This window comes from Planctomycetota bacterium, assembly GCA_016207825.1.
Taxonomy (GTDB): domain Bacteria; phylum Planctomycetota; class MHYJ01; order JACQXL01; family JACQZI01; genus JACQZI01.
Map to the genome: position 1 here is coordinate 295,490 of JACQZI010000008.1, position 24,273 is coordinate 319,762.

The window sequence follows — 24,273 nt, forward strand, 5'->3', positions numbered from 1 at the left end:
TATCTCCTGTTTTTTAATCCGGTTTACTGAAAAATATATGGTCCTGAATCAGCATCTTAATCTTAAAATTCATATTACCGGTAATCTTATAAAGCGGGTTGATATCACTTTTATCCAGGATAAACCCCAAAGCAAATACAGAATATAACCGCAGGTCATCATTCTTTTCGTTATTATAGAATTTCACCAGGTGGTCAATGGAGTTTTTTTCGCCGATATAACCTATGCCGTGGAGAGCTCTCGTTTTTATTTCAACAGGTGTAAGTTTATTTTGAATTTGTTTGTATAATATATCCAGAACTTCCTGCCGTTTCCCAAGCATGGCTAAAGCTACCGTTAAGTTATTGTATCCGGTTACAGCCAAATCAATACGTTCCTGAGCTTTCTTGAAAGCTTCCTCCAGCGCAGGAACGGCTTTGGGGTCGCCCAGCATTCCCAAAGCCAAAACCGCATAATTCCAACTTATGGGGTCAGAAAAAGCCTCCTTTTTAACAATTTCAATCAAGGCATTAACTGAAGTCGAATCCTTCATCAATCCCAATGCCAGTATGGCCGCGCCGCGCGACAGGGGTTTGGTTTTTTTAATGGCTATTTTCTGAAGCTCCGGCAAAGCGGTTTTATTTCCCAGTATACCGATTGAAAGAAACGCTATTCCTTCTATATTGAAATCGATTTTTTTAGTGAGGGCGATCAATTCGTTATAAACACTATTATCGCCAAGCTGAGCCAAAGAAATCGCGGCAAATGCCTGGACTTCCGTTGATTTATCCCGCAATAAAGTAAGAAGTTCTGGCTTACCCTTAGGCGAGGCAAGCAATCCAAGCGCTATGGCGATTCCTGACCTTACTGGAATTTCGCGCGCATTCATTGCTTTTTTGAGGCAGGGTAAAATTGATTCATCTTTAACGCGACCCAGGGCTATCGCGGCGTATGAACGGACGGTTTCGTCGTATGCCTCATTCGTAAGTATTTTACCGATAAAATCAACCAGCGATTTATCCTGTAAATTACCCAGGGAAAGAACCGCCGAACATTGGACTTCCTTATGGAGTTTTTTATTAAGATTCAGGGCATCCTTAAGCGTATTGATAGAAGCTTCGGTTTTTATAAACCCAAGCGCCAGGGCGGCATAAGCCTGGCTAATCATCTGTGAACGCTGGTTGGTCTCGTTCAATAAAATTGCTTTTAAATTATCAACAACAGACTCTTCGCCCATGATACCCAATGATAAGGCCGCAATATTCTTCACATCAAGCGTGTCGTCATTAAGCATTGCATCTTTTAAAGCCGCCACCGCGTTCTTATGCTTAAACTTTCCCAAAGCCAAAGCGGCATTCGCCCGGATGAACGGGCTGACATCTTCTTTTAAACACTTTATTAAAGTATCCAGAGCCTGTTTGCTGACAGAATTAGCATTCATTTCTACCGAGATGGTGCCATCGGTTGGCTTGCTTGAAGGGACATCCTCCCATTGAATTTGTTTTTTAAAAGAAAGATAATAAAGACGATTCCTTGACCACCAGTTTTCCCACATGGGAACAGAAGCTATTGGATTAAAAACCAACGGCTCAAGACCCGTCCCGGCTGGCGGCCTTGGAGGAGGAGACGGCGGCTTGGGCGCATTTTTATTATCAGGAGGTTTAACACCTGGATTTTGTTTAGGGTCGGGGGTTGAATTCGGAGTCTCAACAGGCGGTTGAGTTACACTGGGCTCTGGATCCGGGGTTACTGCCGGAGCTGGAGCAGGCGTCGGTTGAACAGGTTCCGATTGCGGAGCCGGTTGGACGGTTTCAGGCTGCGGAAGCGGTTTAGTTTCCGAAGGTTTAAGTTCTGGAGCTGGGGTCTCAGATGGTTTAGTTTCAGGCTGGGGAGCCGGTTGTACAGGAGTTGTTTGTTGCGGTGTTGGCGAAGGGGCAGGGTCGGGTTTCTTGTTACCATATCGCTCGCTCAACTCTTTTAACTGCTGCCAGTAACGAGGAGGATTATCTTGCCCACAAGGACACCATGCCATAGCGGGAATTATCATTAAGACCAGAAGGCATGCTCCCAATAAAATTTCTACCCCTAAAAGCAGTCTACTTTTCCCCATTTTTTAATTTTTCCTTTCACTAACTTTTTATAAATCATCCATGGATATTTTCAGAACTATGCAGAAGATCCCAAAAACTAATAGAGGTGTGCGGGAGGCATAATTTTTTATTGCCGGTAACAACAGAAAAAACTTTAGATATGCCAAGAAGATCAAAAACATCCCGAACATTTGGCTGGGGGTTGATCAATACGATTTTACCGTTATTTTCCGCAATAACGCCATAAGCTTTAATAAAGACTCCAGCGCAGGCACTGCCTAAATAATCAACACCGGATAAATCTATCGCAATTTTATACTGTTTTTTACCCAGAAGGTTATTAAAAGTTGCGTCCAGCTTGGCCATTGCGTATATATCAAGCGAGCCTGAAAGCGTGACTGTTACCGCGCCGTTTTTATCTGTTTGTGTTTTAATTTCTAAATTTTCCATTATTTATTCCTATTTAAAAAACTGGCCATTAATTATACTTTCCGCTAATCAAGAGCGAAGAAAACATTATTACCAAGCAAATAAAATAATTGATAAAGAACATATTTTCATTCCATGCTTTTTCCAGAACTAATAAAACCGCCAGTATCCCAAAAAGGATGGAAACAACCCATAGTTGCGGCATGTTTAAGCCCAAGGGGACGATAAGATACGACAGCAAAACAAGGCCGGCAATAACCAGTTTGCCGTATTTTTCCCCGAATAAAACAGGCAGGGTAATCACGCCATCCTGCTTATCCGCTTTGATGTCCTTAATGGTAATAATATTAGCCGCCAGGAAAAACACAAGCGGAATCAATATCATAAACTCCTTTGGAAATTTCTCTACGGTTTTTGCGCCCCCTAAAAGAGAATACCCCAACAGCATCGCCACTAATGAGTTTATCCCTATTACCATCATATTAAGCGGGAAAACACGCTTTAGGCGGAAAGGCGGAATGGAATAAACAATATATAAAGCCATGAAGAAAAGCAGAATCATCAAGGAGACATGAGAAACGTTGATTGAAAAATAAACCATCAGGAAGAAACAAACTATCCCGATAATTTTGTATTCGGCTAACGGGATAGCCCCCTGAACCAGCGGCCGGTCTTGATTAGAGATGCGGTCGCTTTCAACATCAACAATGTCATTGACGACTATCAGGGATTGAATCCCAAAGAATAGAGCCAAAGACACACTCACACAAGCAAGATAGTCCAGGGGGTTGCCGAAAACTCCCGGTAAATTTTTACCCTCAACAAGATATCCTAATATGATGCCGCCAACGACTAATCCACAGTAATGGACACATCTGGTTAACCTTATATTATGTAAGAAAGCGGCGCATTTCTTGCGGTCGTATAATAAAAACCAGGTAAATAACGCAACAACAATAACGAGCAGGAAAATCAAGCCCGGTTTTTCATCCAGCACAAGCAGTAAACTTGGGGTAAAAAACATTTTCTCAAAAGGCGTCGGCATATTTGCTGGCGGAAGATGCGGGAAAACTGAATTCCAGAGATGGGTTATAATGGCAAAGAAACCACCGGCGTAAAAAACAAAAGTCAGATAGAATATAATCGCGCCGGAAATAGATTTAATCCAGTTTTGGGTCTTGATATATACATATATAATGGCTAATATCGTTACCGTGACAAATTCCACCCTGATTCCGGGTGAAGCATTTTGTGAAAAATCCACCCATGGATTGGCGCAATAAATGAAGAAACGCCAGACTTCATTAATTGTGTGAAAATATATGATATTCGCACCTTTACCGCCGGAGATAAAGAAATCAAAGATAGGAACACAGCAAGTAATAGTCCAGAATACTATTACGGTTTTGGTTACTTTTTCTATCCGTTCTTTTGTCAGAAGCCGAAGTATGATTGCCAAAATGAGCGCCTGGCTAATATAGAACAAGGAATAATGCCCAAAGAACCTAATAATAGACGAGTACGGCTGGTCAACAAACCCGATAGTTTTATCGCATTCCAAAACGCCTTCAAGGAAATTACGGATAGCTATAATGCAAGCAAAAGTGACCATCCACCAGCCAAAACCGATGTTAGTTGATTCAATCGAATCAATAAATCTTTTTAACTTATCAAAAACAGTTTTAAAAAACGGTTTCATAATATTAATTTATATAGCCACTTGTTTCCATCCAACCATATAACCACATTCAAATATATAATGCTCCTCGGTCATTTTGTTTTGGCCGTTTGTTTTACAATAAACCCATGTTTGAGGCAGTTTATCAAGCGGCAATTTATATTTGGATGGTTTAAATATTTTTGCCATAGGTTTACCGCGTATAACCAGTAAATCAGCCGCTGTTAACGGAGGATATTTCAAGGCGTTTTTATTCATAAATAACGTTTCCATTTATTCCGTTTCGTCCATATATGATGTATATATGCAAATATCGTGCCAACATTCGTAAAAATTTGCAAAAACCGTAAAACCATTTAACCGGTTATAAATAAGGAGGTTAGGCTTAATGAATCAATCTGCTAAGAATCAATTTTGAAGAAAGGTGTATTAAAAAGAATACCAGTATTACTAAGACGTTACCGCTTCGAAACAAAATCGGAAGAATAAGATATGTTTAGCTGTTTTATCTTATTGTGAAGATTGGCGCGACCATATTTAAGAAGACGGGCAGCTTGGCTAATATTGCCATTACATTTTGTTAGGATGTCTATAATAATATTTTTTTCAGCTATTTTTTTTAATTCTTTAAAGGTTAAAGAGTGAGATGAATGGATAGTTTGTTTATAGTTTTGGATAGGTTCTGAAAGCATTGTTTCTGTAATAGTTTTGGCATCCGGGTATAAGATACATATGCGTTTTATCTCGTTTTCCAATTCACGGACATTGCCGGGCCAAGGATAGGCGACCAGAAGCGCTAAAGTGCTGGGCGATACTTCGGGAATTTCCTTACGGGGAATAGAGCATTTTCGTAAAAAATGCTGGGTTAAAAGAGGAATGTCTTCTTTTCGGTCGCGAAGAGGAGGGAGATTAATAACGATAGTGTTAATACGGTAAAACAAATCTTCTCGGAAAAGTTTATTCTTTACCATTTGTTCAACATCCTGATTAGATGCAAAAACAAAGCGAGTGTCAACCGGAATTGGTTTCTGGGCCCCAACTCGCCAGAGAAGTTTTTCCTCTGAAACGCGCAGGAGTTTTTGTTGCATTACCGGAGACATATTAGCAATTTCATCAATAAAGAGTGTTCCGTTTGAAGTAAGTTCAATATAACCTTTTTTATCTTCCTTGGCATCTGTAAAAGCGCCTTTAGTATGCCCAAAAAGATGGTTTTCCAAGAGTGTTTCGGTCGGTACACCTGCATTAATCGCTAACCATTGTTTATCTTTACGGTGGCTATTCTGATGAATCGCATTAGCAATCACTTCTTTCCCTGTGCCGGTTTCACCCTGAATTAAAACCGGCAAATCAGTCGGCGCAACTTTTTCCAGCAACTGCCACACATCACGCATCAAAGGTGACTTCCCGATTACAATTTCTTTAGTAAAAGATAATTCACAACGGTAACCAAGCGTCTGAACAAGAACAGACGGGACGGAATAAGATGTTTTCGTTAGTGCGGATAATTGACGAAAGAACCGTTCAAATTCACGGGTCTTTTCATAAAACCAGGTTATATCTAAATTAGATACTATTGGCTTAATGCGTTTTTCCATTTTCTCTGCTTTTTGTGGCATATTATTTAAAAAATAACATTTACTTAAAAGCAAAAGAGATTCGCATACAAGATCGTTTAGTTTTAATCGGCGGGCATCTTTGGCAATGCCTTCTAAAACCGCAACAGCGGAATCCAATTGCGATTTCAATATTTCAATCATAGCCAAGTGTATTTTTGCCTCAAGCGCTTTTTCCGGGAATGAATCTTGTTCGCTAATCCTGATGCACTCCTTAAAAGACTGCGCGGCATCATCATACTTTTTTATTGCTATTTGATATTCGCCGACAAGATGGTGATAATGTAACCCGATAAAACCTGTTGATAGAAATGTCTCGTCCCGAGGCAACTTCTTCTCAATTATTTCCTGCACACCACCCAGTTTGTTTTCAGCAAGATAGCAAAAAGCTAATTCAATGAGGGTTTTAATGTAACTATTTTTATCCATCACGATAGCAGCATCACCGTATTTTTGATAATATTCTTCGACCTTCTGGAAATGATACAAAGCTTGATTAATACCCCCAATAGCAGAGAGGTTTAACCCCAAACCATAATGAACAATAGAAAGATAAGCTGCCGGAAGTGTATGCTTTAATGCAATTGACTGCGCTTTATAACAAGCTTCTAAAGATTCAGAATATTCAGAGAGCTGGCTATACGCTGTTCCCAAATAATAATATAGGTAATACTTTTCAATTGGAGAACATTTCAGGGAAGAAATTCTTTTTGCTGCAATTTCACCGTAATATTTAACTTTAGCCCAATTTTTGTTATCCAAAACAATCTTAATTTGTTCCAGATAACCCGATAACGGCTTACGGGTTTTCATGATAATATTTATACAGAAAAAAGGAGTGGTTGTCAAGCGAATATTAACCCCACGCAGTTTCGTGTTATTTTCGGTGAATAGGATACTTGAATCCAGAAAGCTATCCGGTTGTGTTGGTAGAGAAATAAAAACGCTCCCGACTTTATCGCCGGGGCGGTTGTGATTAGGTTCTGTTCTTATTTAATCTCGAATTCTTCCGTAGCGGTTCCGAAGTTTCCCGCATCGTCAAATCCCATGATGGTTACGGAATGCATTCCCTTATCCAGCTTAGCGAGCGAAAACTCGAATCCCTCTTCTTTAGTGTCAAGCAATCCGTCTTTAGGCATAAGCTGATTCCACTCTTTGCCGTCAAGCGCATACTGGATTTTCCTGATAGGCGAAAGCTGGTCCATTATCTTGCCTGAACAGGTTTCTTTGGCAATCTTAACCGTAACTTGTGGAGCGGTATTATCAATTCTGAACGTATTGGATATTTTCTCATCACTAAGCGCGGCTTCCGGCGAGTTTGATTTTTCATCGGTAACGATAACCTTTACGCGGTATTCTCCGTCTGCGAGGCTGCCGGTATCCCACATAAACGCATTGGTAAAAATAAGCGTTTCGGTATGCATAGGAATCCAGTATTTTAAGCCCTCTTTCTTGTAAAAAACCTTATAGCCCAGATGTTCGCCTTCCGTATCCAATGCCTGCCAGGTCACTGTTTTCATGGTATTACGAACGATAGGCATCTGGGGCTGTCCCGGTTGGGGCGGTTGAGGCGGTTGCGGTTGCGCCTGATCGGCGGCAAATGCCAAAGCCGACAGCTTTGGTTTCTGGTTATTGATTAAATATGCCAGGCATGTTTGTTTTAGTTCCGCCTTATTATCCGTTTCCCAGGTCAGTTTAAACTGGAAATAACGCCCTTCTTTATTTTCCGGCATAAACGGTTCTTCGGGTGAAATAACCTTTTCCTTAGACCAGTCCGACCAGGTTTCGTCCGGTTTATTGGTGTTGCCGCTACGGGATTGGAAAGCAAGTTTACCGGTTCCTTTCCAGGTAAAGTTGCCCCATTTAGAAACGAACTTGGCGTCAAATGCTTCTGATGTATAACTTCCATCTTTGGCGCCCTTATGGCTCACTTGGTAGATTCTTCCTTGACCTCCTGTCCCGATTAAGTTAAGGTTGCCGTCTTTATCTAATAGTAATGTCAAAACCTGCTTTGTTTCAAAGTCAAAAGGTATGGAGTATTCACCTTGCTCGTTTATCTTGAAGACCTTACCGGTATTATCTGTTCCCGCAAATATCTCGTTGCGGTCATTTGCTTTTATTTCAGTTAAATAGCAATTATCGAATGTGATAATTTCCTTCAGCACTCCTCCCCCGTTTAGTTTATAAATGTAGCTTTGTACCGGTGCTTTTGGCTCGGAAGAAGCCGGTGGCGCGCATGGCTGGATATCATTATCCCCTTCTTTTTCAGCCGGTTCGGAATCTTCGTCCGTATCTTTTTCCTGCGGTTTAGTTGATTCTTCTTGCGGGGCTGGTTGCGGTGTTTGGGGCGGTTGCTGGGGAGTTTTTTCCTTTATCTTTTGGGGTTGATTAGCCGCATTAGCCATTGCTTCCAGAAATTCCTGGGGAGGCACCTGGATTCCGCTGTTGACTGCGATATAAAGGGTTTGATTGCTGAAATACAGGTGTTTTATTTCGTTCGGTCCGAAATCGCTGATTACCTCTGGTTTACCTTTAAGAGATATCCTATAAAGTATTCCAGGGTTGCTTGTCCCGAAATAGAACGCGTCTTTTCCATCAAAGACCATTGACAGTATATTGGCTTTTTTCTTGGTATCGTAAAATATTGTTGGCGTTCCTTTGGAGTCGATTTCGTATATGATGCCTTCCTGTCCGGTTGCCGCATAGAGCTTGCCATTGGGTCCGAATAATAATGACCATACATATGTTGAAGGAAGCGTGCTGAAAAGCTCGCCTTTTTCATCCTTGCCGATTTTGAATATCTTGCCGTTGGGGATAGTTGCCACGAACAGTTCTCCTGAGTCGGAAAACGCCAGCGAAGTAACCAGCAGTTCTTTGGTATCATAAACAATGTCAAGTTTTTCTCCGTCCATCTTGTAGGTTTTTCCTGAACCGCTTCCGAAATAGTAAATGTCTTTTTTGCCTTTCACCCCTGTCCAGATGCTTGGTTCATACGTACCTGTTGGCGAAACAGGAACTTCCATTTTAACGACGGTTTCCCCGAGAACCACCGTCCCGTCGGCTGTTATTACCAGGTTTTCCATTTCACCTTGGCGTGCGGCGGGTTTATCTTTTATTTCCCAGTATGCCGTTCCGACTGCGTAGGTATTCAGATTACATATACAACAGAGCCCCACGCCGAGTATCAGTATCATAACCTTGTTTAAAAGTTTTCTCTTGCTCATATTCACTCCTCTCATTTTTTAGTTTTTATCTTTACTATTTTTAAACTGATAGAGCCGCCTCCGTCAATGACAAATTCCGATGGTTGTATGAATTTAAGGCTTTTAGGGGCCAAAAAAATGGGATTATTATGAGAAGGAGTGGGATCGGCTGCATTAATGCCGTTAGTTCCGATAACTGGTTCGCGTGTTTGATTAATTAACTGGCTGATAATAGAATTCGGCAGCCGCGGCAGAGTTTTTCCGTTTACCCTGAAATCTATTTCCTTTATTGGTATTGATGCGACAATAGTATCGCTGTCATAATAGGATTTCATAAAATGTATCATTTCATGGACGTTTGTCGGAGGCGGAAGTTCAGGCATAAGGTCGTTCCCTCCGGAAATAATTATATTAATGGTTTGCGGCTCCATATCCTTAGGGATTGTAATAGGCATTTGCCTGAGAACTGCCGGTTTAAGATAAGGCCTGATTAGCATATTGATGGTTACAGTTTCGCCGGGGATTGTTTCTTCCTGGTCAATCCAAACTTTCTGGATTATACCGCTTTTATTCTCGCTCAGGACTTTAACTTCAAAAGAGACGCTTTCAACCTCTATTTCCTTATAAGGATTTTGCCAGATCGGCAGGAATACGTTGTTTACGCTCCCGCAACCGGCCCCGGATGGACTGTCAATTGTCAGGCGGCGGATAGATATAGGATCGGCCCCTTTTAGTTTAATCATGGTGATAACCTCGATCATGCCGGATTCAGGGATTGGTTCGGCCTCAGTCGCCGCAGACATAAGTGTGGGTAATACCCCTCCCATAACTTGACGGTGTTTTACGATTTCGTAATTGAATTCATGCCGGTTATGGGTTTTGGCGTTTTCGACCGTTATTTTTACCGGGACCATACCGACTGTTTTAGTCCCATCGACAAAGCCAGAGATACCGGTTTTTTCGTCTTTGGTCATCACTCCGAGAGATTTCGCCGGAGAGCCTAATTTAAATGCGCTTTCGATTGTCGGGATTATTCCGTAAATGTAAGCGTTTGAAATGGGATAAGCAAGCTCCCCTTTCAACTCGTTTTGATGCCCGAAAGCGATAAATTTGTCTCCATCACGGTAGGTAACCGTTCCGATGCCGGACCATTCTGCATCGCCGCGGACCACGTTAACCCCGATGGCGCTGCCCGGTTCCATATCCATGGGGACCATTTCTTTAACGGCGGCTGATGCGGAACCTGTTTGTACCGGGACAATATTATACGGCGCTAGGTATTTTTCCACCAGTTTAATCTTATTGGCGGTCATTCCTGAGATAAACAGCGGTGTTTGTAAAGGCCGCATGTAGCCGGCTTTTGACGGCGTATTCCCTTCGCCTTGGGCCGTTTTTTCTTCTTTATAGACGGGTTCTGTATTGCCTGCTTTTTCCGGCGGGCGGTTCATGTCTTCAATCATTAATTCAATCGGGGTCACCCCGGCAATCGGTTCTTTGCCGTATGCCCAGCCGCCCCACCCATATGCCAGCGCTCCGATTAATCTGCCTTCCGGTTCTTTTTCCGCGTCTTCGACAATATAAATCGGGCTTCCGCTCATTCCCTGGATAATACCGGCTTTATCGGTTATCGGGTGTTTGCATTTTATCAGTATCATATGCAGTTTCGGACCGATGGAGTCTTCCATAACACCGAGCACCTCGATATCGAATTTTTCTATCTTCGTCCCTTCAAACACGGTTTTTCCGTAGCCTTTCATACCGATTTTTATTTCTGACAGCTTCATGATTTTAATATCTGTAGATTCATTTCCCAAGCTGATTCCTATAAGTGCGGCTATGGAAATGGCTATGAAAACAAATAATCTCTTTTTCATACGGAGAACTCCTTTTTAAGGCGTGTTTTGATGTGCATAAATTTATAAATTTTCGTTTAGTATAGGTTTATTTTTTTAAATGTCAAGAAAATACTATCTTGACAAACCAAATAGTTTTTTGGTAATATACGCTACATGACATACCCTAAAACAGATGATTTGGCGAAGCTTATTTTTCAGGATGAGCTTACCGAATTATATAACCGGCGGTATATGTACCAGTACCTCAAAGACCAGGTTGACTGGAAAGCCGTCGGTAAAAACAGCACTTTCACCTCCTTGCTCATGATAGATGTCGATTTCTTTAAGGAGATTAATGATAATTACGGCCATTTGGAAGGCGACAATGCTCTGAAGTTCCTTGCCGGTGCAATTAAAAAATCCGTTCGCAAAGATGATATTGCCATCAGGTATGCAGGCGATGAATTTACGGTAATCATGCCGGCGACAGATAAGAATTCCGGATGCGATATCGCCGAAGCGATAAGAAAAAAAGTCGCAGGAACGGTTTTCCGGATCAAGGGCGGCGCTAAAGATTTAAAACTCAGCATCAGTTTGGGAATTGCCTGTTTTCCTGATGATGGACGCACCCCAGAGGAGCTTATCGATGCCGCGGACAAGGCTTTATATATTTCTAAAAAAGGCGGTAAAAATAAGGTTTCGATTGCCGGAACTAAAGAGGAAAAAGCTGTCGTTTCAGAGAAAGAACTGCTTAAAAACTTCCCCCCGCCTGTTTTTATCAACAGGGAAAAAACAATCTCGGAGATAAAAGACGTATTTTCGTCCGTCAAGGAAGGAACTAATTCTTTCGTCCTTATCGCCGGCGAAGCCGGTATAGGAAAATCTCGTTTCTTGAAAGAGATTACCGTTTTGACCGGGAACGAAGCTTCTGCCTTTTATTTTACCTGCCTTGAATCTGAAAAACGGATTCCTTACAAACCCTTAACTTATGTGCTGTCAAAACTGATTAACCGCTATACGGAAATAACCAATAAATTTTGGTCTGCCGCTTCGTATTTGCAGCAGTTGGAATTAAAAAGGCTTATTCCTGTGCTGCCTGAGGTGTCTGCTTTGCCTGAAAGCAAGGAAACTACCGATGAAGCCAGACGTAAAACGCTTTTCGAAGGTCTGTCTGTGTTTTTGACGGAGTTTTCGGAAAAACATTCTGTGGTGGTTGGGCTTGATGAAATGCAGAATGTCGATGAAGGAACTCTTGAAATAATAAATTACCTTAACAGTTCCGACCGCGGACGGGTAATGATTTGCGGAGCCATCCGTTCTTCAATCCTTGATGTCTTGGAAAAAAAGCATCCGGAAATAGATAGTTTCCTTACCGATCTTTCCGGAACGGAGTGGTTCAAGTATGTGTTGATCGAAGCATTGGACCAGCCGAATACTTCAGCGTATATATCCGCTTTGCTTGCCAATCGATCATCTGATACAGCTTTTGACCATAAGGTTTTTGAAGTAACCAAAGGTAATCCTCTCTTTATCGAAGAAATGGTCAAAAACCTGATTCTCAAAAAGCATATCGTTCCCAAGGCTAATACGTGGGTGGTTAATATAATCCCGGAAAACGCCTGGCATTACACGCTGGAAAGCGTTATCCAGGATAATTTCATGTTGCTGGATAAAACCACCATGGAAATGCTGAGCCAGGCGTCGGTCGGCGGATTACAAATCGACCTGAAACTCCTCAAAAACCTGGCCGGGAAGAACGAAGGTGAAATCCTGGATTTGATTGACAAAGCGAAAAGCGCCCGTTTAGTCGGGGAAACAAAATCCTTCCAGTCTGATTTGTTCAATTTCTTAAGCCAGCGCATTCAGGAAGTGACTTACGAGAATATAGATGATTCTACCAAACGTAATTTACACCAGCAAATCGGCGAGGCAACTGAAAAGCTCCATAAGGATGATATAGATGCGGTTGCTTCCACGCTTTCTTATCACTATAAGCAATCCGGTAATAAAGACCGGGCAGAGTTGTATGCTGGCAAGACCGATCAGATGGCTTCGCAATCGTTCCGACATGATGAAGCTAAGGGATATTACGAACATGGTAAGATGATAATACGTTCCAAGATTAAGGAAGCTACGGATCCATTAGGAGAAGATTTAATGAAGCTGATGAAGGATATCTTGAGAGGCGTATGCGCTACTGCTAAGAATATGCGTTTGTACCCGGAAGGAAGCCAGTTAATTGTCCAGTCATCTGTAGGCTTAATCAAGACATTCGAAACAGTTTTGGCGCGAGCGGATAAAATAACTTTAAGTGAAATAAAAAACCAGTTAAATGTCAATACCATACCCCTTGACCCAAAAACATACGGGACAGGGGTAACCGATTTCCTTAATCTGATGAGGGAGCATTATATAAAAAGCTGCACCATCCGCCACGGCGTAAACGCCAAGGAAATGGAACTTTTCCTGCGCGATTTAGATAATTCCCCTAATAAAAACTATGCCGAGCCTGGTTACTGGAATACTTTCCTGGACGCTAAAGCCATCACCAATATCGGCATAGCCCAGCGTGCGTTCGTCGTGACATCACCGGTTGGAAAAAGCAAATCAGATAAATCCACCCAGAAAAGCGGTATGGAAATCAATGCAGAGAACACTCCTGTTATACGTGACTATTTGCGCCATCTTATTGCGGCCATAGATAATGTCCGCCTTTATCCCGAGGGAAGCCAGTTGACTACCCAGGCGGTCCAATTGCTTCAGGATGTTTTAGGTAAACTCTTCGTGTCTGCTGACGCGGTTGATTTGAGCGAGGTGGAAAATAACCTGCTGTTTAACGGAACTTTGCTTAATTCACGCACCTTCGGCGTTCCGACCCAGCTGCTCGCCAAGTTAATTCGTGAAAACAACATTAGAAGTATCGGCATAAACCGTTCTTATACCGCCATGGAGCTTGAAAAAGTCCTGCGTTTGATTAATAACCCTCCTTTGGGTGAACAGACTAAAACCGAGGATTGGCATATGGCACTGACAAGCCAGGGTGTTTTCGGCATTGTTATAGGCCAATCGGTATATAGTGTTGCCGAGCATAAGAAGAGCGCCTGGCGTGAAAAACTTACCGGTAAAGGGGAAGGCGTAGGGGAGGGTTCAGGTGAAGAAAAAGAAGCCAAAGAGGTTCCGTTAGATGACCAGATTATCCAACTGCTTAAAAATGCGCCTGAACAGCTTATCAGCGCGGAATTTCTTGAAGTCGCCAATAAATTAGCCCAATCCCAAACCTTGAAACAACTGATTGATTTGGTTGACCGGTTCATAGAGAATTTTAAAAGCAATAAACCTGAAGTCCGCGCGCGGGCGTTGTCGTTCTTTGCCAATTCGTTTGAAAGGATGTCCGACCCGGTGAAAGAATATATCTCCAGCCATGCTACCCCGTTTTTGGTCGAGTGCATTAAGTCAGAGCAATCCCCGGCCGGCCACGCACCCTTATTGCAGGCGTTTTATCAAACGGTTGATTTTTATTTGTCTGTCAAAAACTATGAAGATGCCGGCTCATTGGTTTCCGCCCTGAAAAGGGAATCAGGAAATATTAAGAACCTCGACGATAAAATGAAAGAAGAACGGCGCAAGAAAATAGCGGAAATTATAAAGGCGGAAAACTTTGCGGGTGTAATAAATGACCTGGAAAGCCCTGATCCGAACATTAAAACCTCTGCGCTCGTTTTTCTTTCCGCATTTGAAGAATTGGTAACCCCGCTCCTGATGGAACGGCTTAAAGCAAGCGAAAACATTCCTGAGCGTGAAATCCTGGCAACCTTAATGAGGCAATCAGGTGAAAGCGCCGTTGCGGATTTTGTTACCGTAATGGCATCGGCAACCGAGCCGGAAGATATCAAAAAATTATTAAGCGTTATAAATATAATATCTCCGCCGGGTATCGTCGAAATAATTATTCCTTTCGTTAAACATAAGGATGATGCAATCAGGAAGGAAGCCTTGGGTGTTATAAAAAAAATGCCTAAAGAAGTTTCGCTGCCCATATTAGCCGGGCTTTTAAAAGAAGCAGAAACCTTGGCCATGCTTTCAGCTGGTATAATTGAGGAGCTTGGTTATCAGGAAGCCTCAGATAATCTTGTTGAGATATTTGAACGGGTCGGCGATAATAATAAGATCGAATTATTGCACGTCATTGGCCGCTTGGGTTCATCCACGACAGTTCCTTTCCTGACCAATATTCTTTTTAAGAAAAAGAGTTTCTTGGGTATGGGTAGTGGTTATAGTGATACCATACGCGGCGCGGCTGCCTGGGCGTTGGGACATATCAAAAGTCTCGATGCGAAAGCTGCTCTGGAAAAAGCCCTGAAAGATAAAAGCCCGGAAGTCAGTTCCGCCGCAAAATTAGGGATGCGAAAATGAGCCTTAGGGCGCAATATAAATTATTTTTTATATTAATCTTCATTGTCCCTTTCTTATTTGCCGCTGATAATAATGATTTTGTAACGGTTAAAGACACCTCTTACGGTAATTACTGGGACCGTCTTGATGCCATTGAGCGCCTGGGGAAAAAGGAAACCAAAGAGGCAATTGACGCGCTAATTATCCTTCTGGATGATAAGGAAGCTCCTATTCGCGAGGCGGCTGTTACCGCACTTTCTAAAATGAGGAACAAGGAAATGGCGAAGTATTTTGCCGATAAAACCTTGAACGTTTCCAGAATACCATTAAATACAAAGGCGAATGCCTGCCTGGTGCTTGGGTTGATAAATGACGCCGATATGTTCCCTTGTCTTGTTAAAGCCCTTGATGATACTAATGCCGCGGTGGTTGTCAAGGCGCTTGAGGCTCTTGAATCGCTTAAGGTCTCCGGTGCTTATGAGGAATCCGTCATCCGAAAGATGGAGCATTCCGACCACTTAGTCCGTATTGCCGCGATTCGCCTGCTTATAAAAACAAAAAGTAAGGATATTACGGATTTGCTCGTAAAGAAATTAAGCGACCGCTCGGACGAAGTTCGTGGCGTATTGCTTCAAGCTATTGCTGCCGTGAGCGATCCGGGAAAATCACTCCCCCATCTCCTAAAAGGTTTGACCGATGCTTCGCCTGAGGTGAAGATAGCCGCGCTGGAATCCCTGACAAACGAATCCCCGGACGAAGCGTTAAAATGTGCAATAGCGCTTTTGGATAATAAAAACTGGCAGGTTCGTTCTTCAGCCGTCGGCGTCCTTCGCAAAATAAGGCGTCCGGAATGCCTTAACCCGCTGGTTACCAGGCTTTCCAAGGAAGGCGGGCGCTTGCGTTATGATATCGTAAATGCCCTGCAGAGTCTTACCGGGCGGTCATTCGGCTACGACGCCAAAAAGTGGGAAAGCTGGCTGGCTGCAAACAAGAATGTTCAAATCGAGCCGGAAGGATTGGAAAATCCGTCAAAACCGGATGAATCGGAGACCATCTCTGTCCCGCGCTTCTTTGAGATACCGGTTCTCGGGGAATCCGTTATCTTTATTATAGATTTTTCCGGCAGCATGAAAGCGGAAATGGGTAAAACCGGCAAGCGCCGTATTGATATTGCCCAGGAACAATTGGCGCTGGTTTTAAAGAACTTTAAGCCGAATGTTCATTTTAATATTATCCTGATGTCAACGGAAGCTTTGCGGCTTAATAAAAGGCAGTCTTTTCAGAATATTGTCCCGGCTACGGACCAAAACAAGCAAAAGGCTCTGGATTTTGTTTCGGATTCCTGGAAAATACTGGAAGATATTAAGCGCGGCCGCGGTGATATGTATAATACCATTATTGAGGCGTTTAAGGAAAAAGATATTGATACCGTATTCCTTCTTTCCGACGGCAAGCCGACTTACGGTGAATTTATCGAGCCGGACAATATCCTGAAAAACCTGTCCGAACTGAACCGTTATCGCAAGGTTGTGATACATACTATTCAGACCGGCAGCAAAGGCGCTGGCGCTAAATTGATGAAGAATATCGCGGAATTAACCAACGGCGTGTATGTAGATAAATAACCTGGTTAAACCAGCGCCTTAAGATGAGCTTCGATGCATAAAGGAATGCCGTCAAGGCTGTATCCGCCTTCAAGAGCCGAAACAATCCGTCCCTTGCATAACTTATCCGCCATTGTTCTTGTCATCTCGGTTAGCTTGAAGTAATCTTCCACCTCTAATCCCAGTCCTCCTAAAGGGTCGTCTTTGTAGGTATCGAATCCGGCGGAAATGAGGATGAACTCTGCTTTGAATGACTCCGCGGTTTTTAGGGCTTTCTCAAAACTGCTGAAGAAATCTTTGCGGCTGGCGGAGTAATCAAGCGGGAAATTTACGGTGAATCCTTTGCCGCCATTACTTCCACTTTCATCCTCATGGCCGGTGCCCGGATAATACGGATACCTGTGGAGAGAAATATAAAGGACACTGCTATCATCATAAAAAGCTTCCTGCGTGCCATTGCCGTGATGCAGATCCCAATCTATGATAGCCACTTTTTTAATCTTATGCTTTTTCTGGAGGTATCGCGCGCCAATAGCCACATTATTAAAGAGGCAGAAGCCCATCCCGTGGTTCGGCCGGGCATGGTGTCCGGGAGGTCGCACCAGGCAAAAGGCATTGCCTGATTCCATTACTTTATCAATGGCTGAAAGCACCCCCCCGGCTGCATAGAGCGCCGCTTCATAAGACCCTTGCGAAAGCACCGTATCCGCATCGAGATATCCGCCGCCTTTTACGGCTACTTCCTCAACTGATTTTATGTAGTTTGGTGAATGAATATAAGCGATTTCCTCAAAAGTTGCCGCTCGCGGTTTTAGCCAGGTGAGCTTCTTGTTGATAGAGGATTGTTTTAGGTGCTGAACGGTATTTATGAGTCTTTTGGAATTCTCCGGATGCATACCGGTATTGTGCTCGAGGTAGATATCGTCATAGACTAAAAACGTTGCCATAACTTTAAATTTAATTATAATAAATGCAACTTGCAATCTCAAGAATATAAAGGAATAATTATGAAACAGCCGGTTTATCTGGATTATAATGCGACTACTCCGCATCACCCGGAAGTGATTAAAGCAATGAAGCCGTATCTGGAAAAGCATTTTGGTAATCCTTCCAGCTCGTATGTTTACGGCATTCAAACGAAAAATGCCGTGGAAAATTCCCGTCTTCAGGTTGCTGCCCTATTAGGATGCTCGGCGCCGGAGATTACCTTTACCAGCGGAGGAACGGAATCTAATAATTATGCCATCAAAGGCATTGCCTTTTCAAAGCGGCATAAAGGGAATCATATCATTACTTCACAGATAGAGCATCCCGCGGTTATCGAGGTGTGCCGGTACCTGGGAAAGCAGGGATTTAAGGTGACTTACCTTCCTGTGGATGAATTCGGGATGGTTAGAGTTAATGATGTGGCCGACGCTATTACCAGGGAGACTATTCTTATCACCATCATGCATTCAAATAACGAAGTCGGGACCATCCAGCCGATTAAGGAAATAGCAAAGCTTGCCGGAAAGCGCGGGATTGTCATGCACACGGATGCCGCGCAGTCCATGGGTAAAATTCCCGTAAATGTCAACGATTTAGGAGTTGATTTATTGTCGGTTGCCGGCCATAAACTATATGCCCCTAAAGGTGTCGGCGCTATTTATATAAAGGATGGCATCCAATTAGATAAGGTCATTCACGGCGCCGGACAGGAAAAAGGGAAACGCCCGGGAACGGAAAACGTCCTGGAAATAGTCGGATTAGGAAAGGCATGCGAAATCGCTAAACGGGATTTAACGAAAAGCACGGAACATCTTAAAACCATGAGGGATAAATTATATGACGCTTTAAAGAGATATATTGATGATATCAGGCTTAATGGCCATCATGAAAAACGGTTACCCAATACACTCAATATCAGTTTCCGAGATGTTCTTGCCGGAGATTTGATTAACGAGATAAAGGACAAATTGGCGGTTTCTGCTGGTGCCGCCTGCCATTCCGACCATTTTGAAATATCCACGGTTCTTAAAGCCATGAATATCCCCATTGAATGGGCAAAAGGCACTATCCGTTTTTCAACCGGCAAGATGACTAAAGAAACAGAAATAAATAAAGCGGCTAAAACTGTAGCTGAAGCCGTAACGCTTTTGAGGAAGCAAGGTTAATGTATTGTCCTGTTTGCACGTATCCGAATCCGCCCACAACGCCGAAATGCGGCAAATGTAAAAGCTCTCTTCGAACTCCTGAAGAGGCGGAAGAACAGCAGAAACTATGGGATGCATTGCCTGAACCTGCTCGCCTGGAATTTGAGGAAAAATGCTTTCTTGAACGTCGAAAATACCGGAAACGTCGGTTTTTCCAACTCAAAAACAGGCTTAAACAGATGGTTATCGGCGGTATACTTATCGGAGGGCTTGGGTTTCTCCACGGTAAATATATCACCCCGGATATTATTACCGGCTGTCTGATTGGTTTTATGCTTAACCGCAAACGCGGAGGCAGATTTTGGGGAATGGCATTATCCGGCGGCGCTTATTTCGCTTCCTACATCTATAAGGGAACTCACGGGTTGACTTATGACAAAGCCGGACCTTTTGATGACCCTGAACTTTCTCTTTTGGTATTTGTCGGTTTGGTTGTATCTGTATGCGCTGGCTATACCTGGGGATTTTATCTGGATAGAAAATACTCCGACCGGTTATCGTAATAAAAGCTTGTATTTTAGGTGGTTTTTGGTAAATTAGGTTAATTATGCCGCAAATAAAATCAGTTGTATCAATTAGCTTTTTAGTTATTACGTTTTTTAGCTCTTCAGTTATATATGCCGGTTCTTTCCCTGATTTTTCCACCGAAGGCGGATCCGCCTTTGGCGGAGATAATTCCGGGGAAGGCGATTGGGCTGATGGCTACTACCGGACTATTTCCATCACGAATACATCCGGCGTGATTACATATTACCAGATTGCCATTACCCCATTCGTTGATAAATCATTTATTGATAATACCGATCTGGTCGGTTCGTGGCATTTCTCGGAAACAAGCGAAAACACTATTACTGATGCGTCAGATTATCATAATACCCTTATTAATATGGGCGCAACTATCGCCAAAGGAAAATTCGGTAATGCCGCAGGATTTGATGGAACAAAGAAACAATATCTTTATGGAACACATATTTCAGCATATGAATCAGCAACTCCTGCCATTGAAGCCTGGATAAAACCGAATGCGATCAAAAGCTCGCCCATTCTCATTTATGTCAATATACAAGGAGCCGGACACGACGGACGAGGTTATTATTTAGCTCTTAATGAAGATAAAGCCATGTTTGCTATCGGTGATAGAAGTGGGAACTTCAAACATGTTAAAGGGAATACAACTCTTAAGATTGATACTTGGTATTATATAGTCGGATTATATGACGGAAAAACCCTGAAAGTTTATATTGATGGAGTTGAAGACGGGGCTAATAATATTGGTGCGGCAAAAATTGCCTACGAGCCTAATCAGTCGGAAGGGCCAACACCAAGCACATTTTATATAGGAAGCGGGCATAACGCTAATAAAAGCGGCCCCGCTGATGTTACTGATATATTTAATTCGTTTAATGGTTTAATTGATGAAGTCCGTATATATAACCGCGCCTTATCCGCTGAAGAAATCAAGACGCGCTATGATTATTACACCACAAAAATCCGGGCGGACTATGCTGATATCAGGTTTACCGACCGGGACGGCAAAACCGAACTCCCCTACTGGCAAGAAACGGATAATAAGTTTTGGGTCAAAGTTCCACAATTACCAATTGGAGATTCGCAATTATATATGTATTACGGCAATATCTCCGCTACTTCAGTGTCTAATGGTAATAAGACTTTTATCTTCTTTGATGATTTTACCTCCGGCTTTGACAAGGCCAAGTGGGAAACAAATAATGATGCTTCAAACGGTGGTTGCGGCGCTTTTGTCCGTGGTGGAATTATGAATATTTATTCAGGGGATGGTAATGCTCCGGGATGGCTTCATTCAAAGCGAGACCTTCCTAATAAAATCACCGTGGAAAGCACTTGGAAAGTCCATAGGAACAATGATTATGCGCTTGGTGGATTATGGATATCTAATGCAGATTTCAGTATATTGCTCACTGGAGTTGTTTATAACTATTATACCTATGATGACACGACCCCTCTGGGTGCCCATGCTTTTAAGAATCAGAATAGTTTTTACCTAAACCTGATGTCTGAGAAAACCGCTCAACTTAAACCTTACTGGCATGATATCTGGTTTAGGCAAAGCCTTTCGTATGATGGGACATCATCGGCAGATAACGCAAGATACGCCAGAAGCAAAGCCAATGAATCGTGGGAAAGCATTAAGGATACGGCGCCGATGACCACAACGAATCTCCGCTTGGTGGCCGCCCCGTGGGCATGGAACTCTGCGCCTAACCACTTGTTTTTTTGCGACTGGATAGCCGTCCGCAGGCATTTATCTCCGGAGCCGGCGGTGGGGGGGCCGCAAAACGAACTAAAGCCTAAGAATTATGTTTCGCTTTATTCCACGGTGGAATTAGTTAATAAAAACTGGGTTGGGGAAGATGAAAAACGAATTCATATCAAATTAGAGCTGAAATTTGTTCCGCTGGCCAAGTCTAATCAAACATCTGCTCGTTGGAAGCGTTTAAGGATAGATAAATACATTTCGCCGGATGGCGTCGGCAGCCCTAAATCCGATGCCGAAATATCCGTCTGGTTGGAAGCGAACAATAATAATCAATTTGATGATAAAGATAAGATGATAGCAAAAGGCTCTTTTGAGAGCAATACGGTGTTGTGGTTGGATATGAATAAGCTTAAAATAGCCGCTGAGCCGAAAATCTTCTATCTTGCCTACGGAACATATCGGCAATCAACTTGCGGGCTGGAAATAAAAGACACTGCTTATTTGGAATTTGAAGAAAATGATATCTGGGTTAGGTATGACAAAAACACTTCATTCTCCAAAATTTCCGCTTTGGATATCTCTTGCCCTCCGGATAAAGACAGGGCGTTGGAAACTGCGTTAAAACATGAAACAGAGGCGGCTGATTATAAATCCTGGTCGATTTATTACGACCTGGTATCCCAAACCGTTGAAGAAGATAGGGATAATCTTACCTGGCGCGTGATATTATATTATCACCGTCCTATCGCGCGCTCAGTGTTGCAGCTGGATATTAAAGGAAAAGCACTTATTACGGAAACTGATTTAATACGAATGATTATACTGCCACATCCCTTAAAACCGGAGATAGAAAACCTGATAAAGTTATTGGGTGATGACGATTGGGAAAACAGGGAACAGGCTACACAAAAGCTTATCTCTATCGGCCGCCCGGCAATCGGCCTTGTCAAAGAAGCATTGGCGAGTTCCGACCCGGAAGTCAAAATGCGGGCAAAGCTTATTTTGGATAGCATAAGATAGAATGAATTAGCGGAATAGTTAATCAGTTAATAAAAAAAATTGAACCCCTTGCTAATTCACTAATCGCTAATTAACTGATAGGCTCCCTCCCCACCTAGAAATTCGATGGAATGATAGAGGCACATCTGGCCTGCCTACCGAAGCCTTGGCGCAGGCAGGCTTATACCCCCGGCGAAGACCTGCCTACGGCAGGCAGGCCTGATAGATAATAACGGCGACTCGGTTAAGGATATCCTAATCTCACCCATCCAATAACCTTCATAGGCTCGATAGACTCTCCAAACCCTACTAACCCTATAACTCCATAAACCCCGATATGGTTCATACAATAGGTAGTATAATCTCTTCCTCTAGCCTACTATATATGCCACCATATGGGGGCATGGCCCCCCTCCCCCCCCCACTATACTATTATGACCCTGTAACTATATTATATTGCCTTATATACTAGTATTATAAATCCATGTATAATTATCTATATCACCCATAATCATTAATATTATAGCCTATTGACAATATTGATATATCCTATAATCTATGTCTATATATTATACGGATAATTACACTATGCCATACCGTATTTATAATTATGACTACCCATCAATATTACCATGACCTATCAGCACTGTCTACATGTCCACCTACTATAATAGCCGGATATACCCTTTACGATGAATATTCTTGACTACCGGCGTATAATCTGATAGCTTACCTGATAGAAGGATAGGGATTGGTTAAGGCCACTCCCCTATTATAGGAAAGTAATCAGTGATTAGTTCTCAGTAGCCAGTCACGCTGTTTACTGCGCACTGCCTACTGACGGAAAGGAGTATTTATGCCTAAGAAAAGCGATGAGAAGCTCTTACTGCATATGACCAAGGCCGTCCCCGTGTATACCGAGCCCTTCAAGGATTTGGGAGAGAAATGGCGCGACGGATTCCACATCAATGCTGTCCGGACCAATGCCAAGCTCTTGAAGAAAATCCCTGATGAAATCAGATACCAAAGCCAGGTGGTCGGCGCCTCCACCAAGATATTTAAAACCGTATTCAACCCTGACTTCATCAGCCGCAAGGGGCTTAAGACGCGCGATATCATCAATAAGCACGCCATAAATCTTGGGCGTTCCTATGAGAAATACAAGAATAATCTTGAAAAGGCTTACGAGACGGTGGACGGCATCCCGGCAAAGCGTTTCAAGGAAGCCGTGGAGCACGCCAAGGAGAATTACTCGCGCGGGGTGCTTGCCAGAGTATTGCCATTTACCGGCACTAAAGTGGAGAGCAAGTCCACGGCATGCCCATATTAATTACCAAGGTAGCATTAAAAGGGAGTTTCAAGGCGGCGATAAACCAGCGCCTCATTCAGGCAGGCGCCAATATCGTGGCAAGCGCGTATGACACGGCGGTTATCAAGGAAGAAAACGATACAACTAATGAGATGGTCCAGGGCTATGTGGACAAGAGCCTGAACCTAAACGACTTCGAAACCGGCGGGGAATGCCATATTGATTATAAGTATATAAAAGAACAAGCCGGGTTGTATTTGGACGTACTAGTGACGAAGAAGTAAGCACAGATGTTAATTGCGAATTAGCCACCATGAACGATAGCCTAGTTGATTAGTTAGCAGTAAATGACTGAAATGATTCTCTTGGTTTACTGCCTGGTTATTTATTCATTAAATTATATAGCTTATCGGCCAGTTCTTTATTCAGGCTTTTAAGGATATTATATTCCGCTAATGCTTTATCGCGGTTACCTGACAACAAATAAGCAATTCCAAGATTATTGTGCGCCTCGATATAATCGGGCTTGAGACGTATGGCTTCTTTATATGATTCTATTGCCTTAGGATAATCCCTGCTCTGTTGAATAATTTTTATAAGTTTCTTCTTTCGGTTTATTAGCTGTTTTACCTCTACGCTATGGCTTTTTCTTTCCGATAACCTCTGCTAACAAACTTAAACAGATTCATTATGTTACCCTTAAACCTTAAC

Annotated in this window: 16 protein-coding genes; 7 read left to right on the forward strand and 9 right to left on the reverse strand. The window is 42.8% G+C overall.

All coding sequences use genetic code 11. The annotated features are described in order from the left end of the window. Positions 1-13: 13 nt before the first annotated feature. The 7 genes from HY811_04560 to HY811_04590 form a co-directional block, all read right to left on the reverse strand. On the reverse strand, positions 14-2,011 hold the full coding sequence (locus tag HY811_04560; protein MBI4834077.1) for a HEAT repeat domain-containing protein: 1,998 nt from the start codon (positions 2,009-2,011) through the stop codon (positions 14-16). A 112-nt stretch (positions 2,012-2,123) separates the two neighbouring features. Beyond that, positions 2,124-2,519, reverse strand: a complete 396-nt coding sequence (locus HY811_04565) for an STAS domain-containing protein (protein MBI4834078.1) — start codon at positions 2,517-2,519, stop codon at positions 2,124-2,126. Positions 2,520-2,547: 28 nt separating this feature from the next. Further along, the gene (locus tag HY811_04570) at positions 2,548-4,197 is read right to left on the reverse strand and encodes a UbiA family prenyltransferase (protein MBI4834079.1); all 1,650 of its coding nucleotides are present in this window, start codon (positions 4,195-4,197) and stop codon (positions 2,548-2,550) included. A gap of 9 nt (positions 4,198-4,206) precedes the next feature. After that, positions 4,207-4,434, reverse strand: a complete 228-nt coding sequence (locus tag HY811_04575) for a hypothetical protein (GenBank protein MBI4834080.1) — start codon at positions 4,432-4,434, stop codon at positions 4,207-4,209. A 200-nt stretch (positions 4,435-4,634) separates the two neighbouring features. Beyond that, positions 4,635-6,602 carry a sigma 54-interacting transcriptional regulator gene (locus HY811_04580; GenBank protein ID MBI4834081.1) on the reverse strand — a complete coding sequence of 656 codons (1,968 nt, stop codon included), beginning with the start codon at positions 6,600-6,602 and terminating at the stop codon, positions 4,635-4,637. Between the two features lie 176 nt (positions 6,603-6,778). Beyond that, a complete protein-coding gene (locus tag HY811_04585) occupies positions 6,779-9,013 on the reverse strand; it encodes a WD40 repeat domain-containing protein (GenBank protein MBI4834082.1) in 2,235 nt (744 codons plus the stop codon). Positions 9,014-9,024: 11 nt separating this feature from the next. Continuing rightward, a complete protein-coding gene (locus HY811_04590; GenBank protein MBI4834083.1) occupies positions 9,025-10,866 on the reverse strand; it encodes a hypothetical protein in 1,842 nt (613 codons plus the stop codon). Between the two features lie 135 nt (positions 10,867-11,001). Here HY811_04590 and HY811_04595 point away from each other — a divergent pair, with 135 nt between their 5' ends. After that, positions 11,002-15,240, forward strand: a complete 4,239-nt coding sequence (locus HY811_04595; GenBank protein MBI4834084.1) for a diguanylate cyclase — start codon at positions 11,002-11,004, stop codon at positions 15,238-15,240. Next, positions 15,237-16,844, forward strand: a complete 1,608-nt coding sequence (locus tag HY811_04600; GenBank protein ID MBI4834085.1) for a HEAT repeat domain-containing protein — start codon at positions 15,237-15,239, stop codon at positions 16,842-16,844. The genes HY811_04595 and HY811_04600 overlap by 4 nt, the downstream gene beginning before the upstream one ends. A 5-nt stretch (positions 16,845-16,849) precedes the next feature. Here HY811_04600 and HY811_04605 read toward each other — a convergent pair whose 3' ends face one another. Further along, positions 16,850-17,770, reverse strand: a complete 921-nt coding sequence (locus tag HY811_04605; protein MBI4834086.1) for a histone deacetylase — start codon at positions 17,768-17,770, stop codon at positions 16,850-16,852. Between the two features lie 60 nt (positions 17,771-17,830). On the opposite strand from HY811_04605, the gene HY811_04610 reads away from it, so the two are divergent. The 5 genes from HY811_04610 (at position 17,831) to HY811_04630 (ending at position 23,846) form a co-directional block, all read left to right on the forward strand. Beyond that, positions 17,831-18,976: a cysteine desulfurase gene (locus HY811_04610; GenBank protein ID MBI4834087.1), complete on the forward strand. Its 1,146-nt coding sequence runs from the start codon at positions 17,831-17,833 to the stop codon at positions 18,974-18,976. Further along, positions 18,976-19,518 (forward strand): hypothetical protein, encoded by a 543-nt coding sequence (locus HY811_04615; protein ID MBI4834088.1) that lies wholly within the window; start codon positions 18,976-18,978, stop codon positions 19,516-19,518. Before HY811_04610 ends, HY811_04615 begins: the two co-directional genes overlap by 1 nt. 44 nt (positions 19,519-19,562) lie before the next feature. Next, positions 19,563-22,274, forward strand: coding sequence for a DUF2341 domain-containing protein (locus tag HY811_04620; GenBank protein MBI4834089.1), 2,712 nt, complete (start codon positions 19,563-19,565; stop codon positions 22,272-22,274). A gap of 835 nt (positions 22,275-23,109) precedes the next feature. Beyond that, positions 23,110-23,583: a hypothetical protein gene (locus HY811_04625; GenBank protein MBI4834090.1), complete on the forward strand. Its 474-nt coding sequence runs from the start codon at positions 23,110-23,112 to the stop codon at positions 23,581-23,583. Next, on the forward strand, positions 23,571-23,846 hold the full coding sequence (locus HY811_04630; protein ID MBI4834091.1) for a hypothetical protein: 276 nt from the start codon (positions 23,571-23,573) through the stop codon (positions 23,844-23,846). The genes HY811_04625 and HY811_04630 overlap by 13 nt, the downstream gene beginning before the upstream one ends. A gap of 97 nt (positions 23,847-23,943) precedes the next feature. Here HY811_04630 and HY811_04635 read toward each other — a convergent pair whose 3' ends face one another. Further along, positions 23,944-24,180 carry a tetratricopeptide repeat protein gene (locus HY811_04635; protein ID MBI4834092.1) on the reverse strand — a complete coding sequence of 79 codons (237 nt, stop codon included), beginning with the start codon at positions 24,178-24,180 and terminating at the stop codon, positions 23,944-23,946. Positions 24,181-24,273: the final 93 nt, after the last annotated feature.

Coding starts and splice junctions, on each gene's coding strand:
- HY811_04610 (MBI4834087.1), top strand. CDS start 17,831: ATGAAACAGCCGGTTTATCTGGATTATAATGCGACTACTCCGCATCAC.
- HY811_04590 (MBI4834083.1), bottom strand. CDS start 10,866: ATGAAAAAGAGATTATTTGTTTTCATAGCCATTTCCATAGCCGCACTT.
- HY811_04625 (MBI4834090.1), top strand. CDS start 23,110: ATGCCTAAGAAAAGCGATGAGAAGCTCTTACTGCATATGACCAAGGCC.
- HY811_04600 (MBI4834085.1), top strand. CDS start 15,237: ATGAGCCTTAGGGCGCAATATAAATTATTTTTTATATTAATCTTCATT.
- HY811_04580 (MBI4834081.1), bottom strand. CDS start 6,602: ATGAAAACCCGTAAGCCGTTATCGGGTTATCTGGAACAAATTAAGATT.
- HY811_04605 (MBI4834086.1), bottom strand. CDS start 17,770: ATGGCAACGTTTTTAGTCTATGACGATATCTACCTCGAGCACAATACC.
- HY811_04630 (MBI4834091.1), top strand. CDS start 23,571: ATGCCCATATTAATTACCAAGGTAGCATTAAAAGGGAGTTTCAAGGCG.
- HY811_04560 (MBI4834077.1), bottom strand. CDS start 2,011: ATGGCATGGTGTCCTTGTGGGCAAGATAATCCTCCTCGTTACTGGCAG.
- HY811_04615 (MBI4834088.1), top strand. CDS start 18,976: ATGTATTGTCCTGTTTGCACGTATCCGAATCCGCCCACAACGCCGAAA.
- HY811_04595 (MBI4834084.1), top strand. CDS start 11,002: ATGACATACCCTAAAACAGATGATTTGGCGAAGCTTATTTTTCAGGAT.
- HY811_04570 (MBI4834079.1), bottom strand. CDS start 4,197: ATGAAACCGTTTTTTAAAACTGTTTTTGATAAGTTAAAAAGATTTATT.
- HY811_04620 (MBI4834089.1), top strand. CDS start 19,563: ATGCCGCAAATAAAATCAGTTGTATCAATTAGCTTTTTAGTTATTACG.
- HY811_04585 (MBI4834082.1), bottom strand. CDS start 9,013: ATGAGCAAGAGAAAACTTTTAAACAAGGTTATGATACTGATACTCGGC.
- HY811_04575 (MBI4834080.1), bottom strand. CDS start 4,434: ATGAATAAAAACGCCTTGAAATATCCTCCGTTAACAGCGGCTGATTTA.
- HY811_04565 (MBI4834078.1), bottom strand. CDS start 2,519: ATGGAAAATTTAGAAATTAAAACACAAACAGATAAAAACGGCGCGGTA.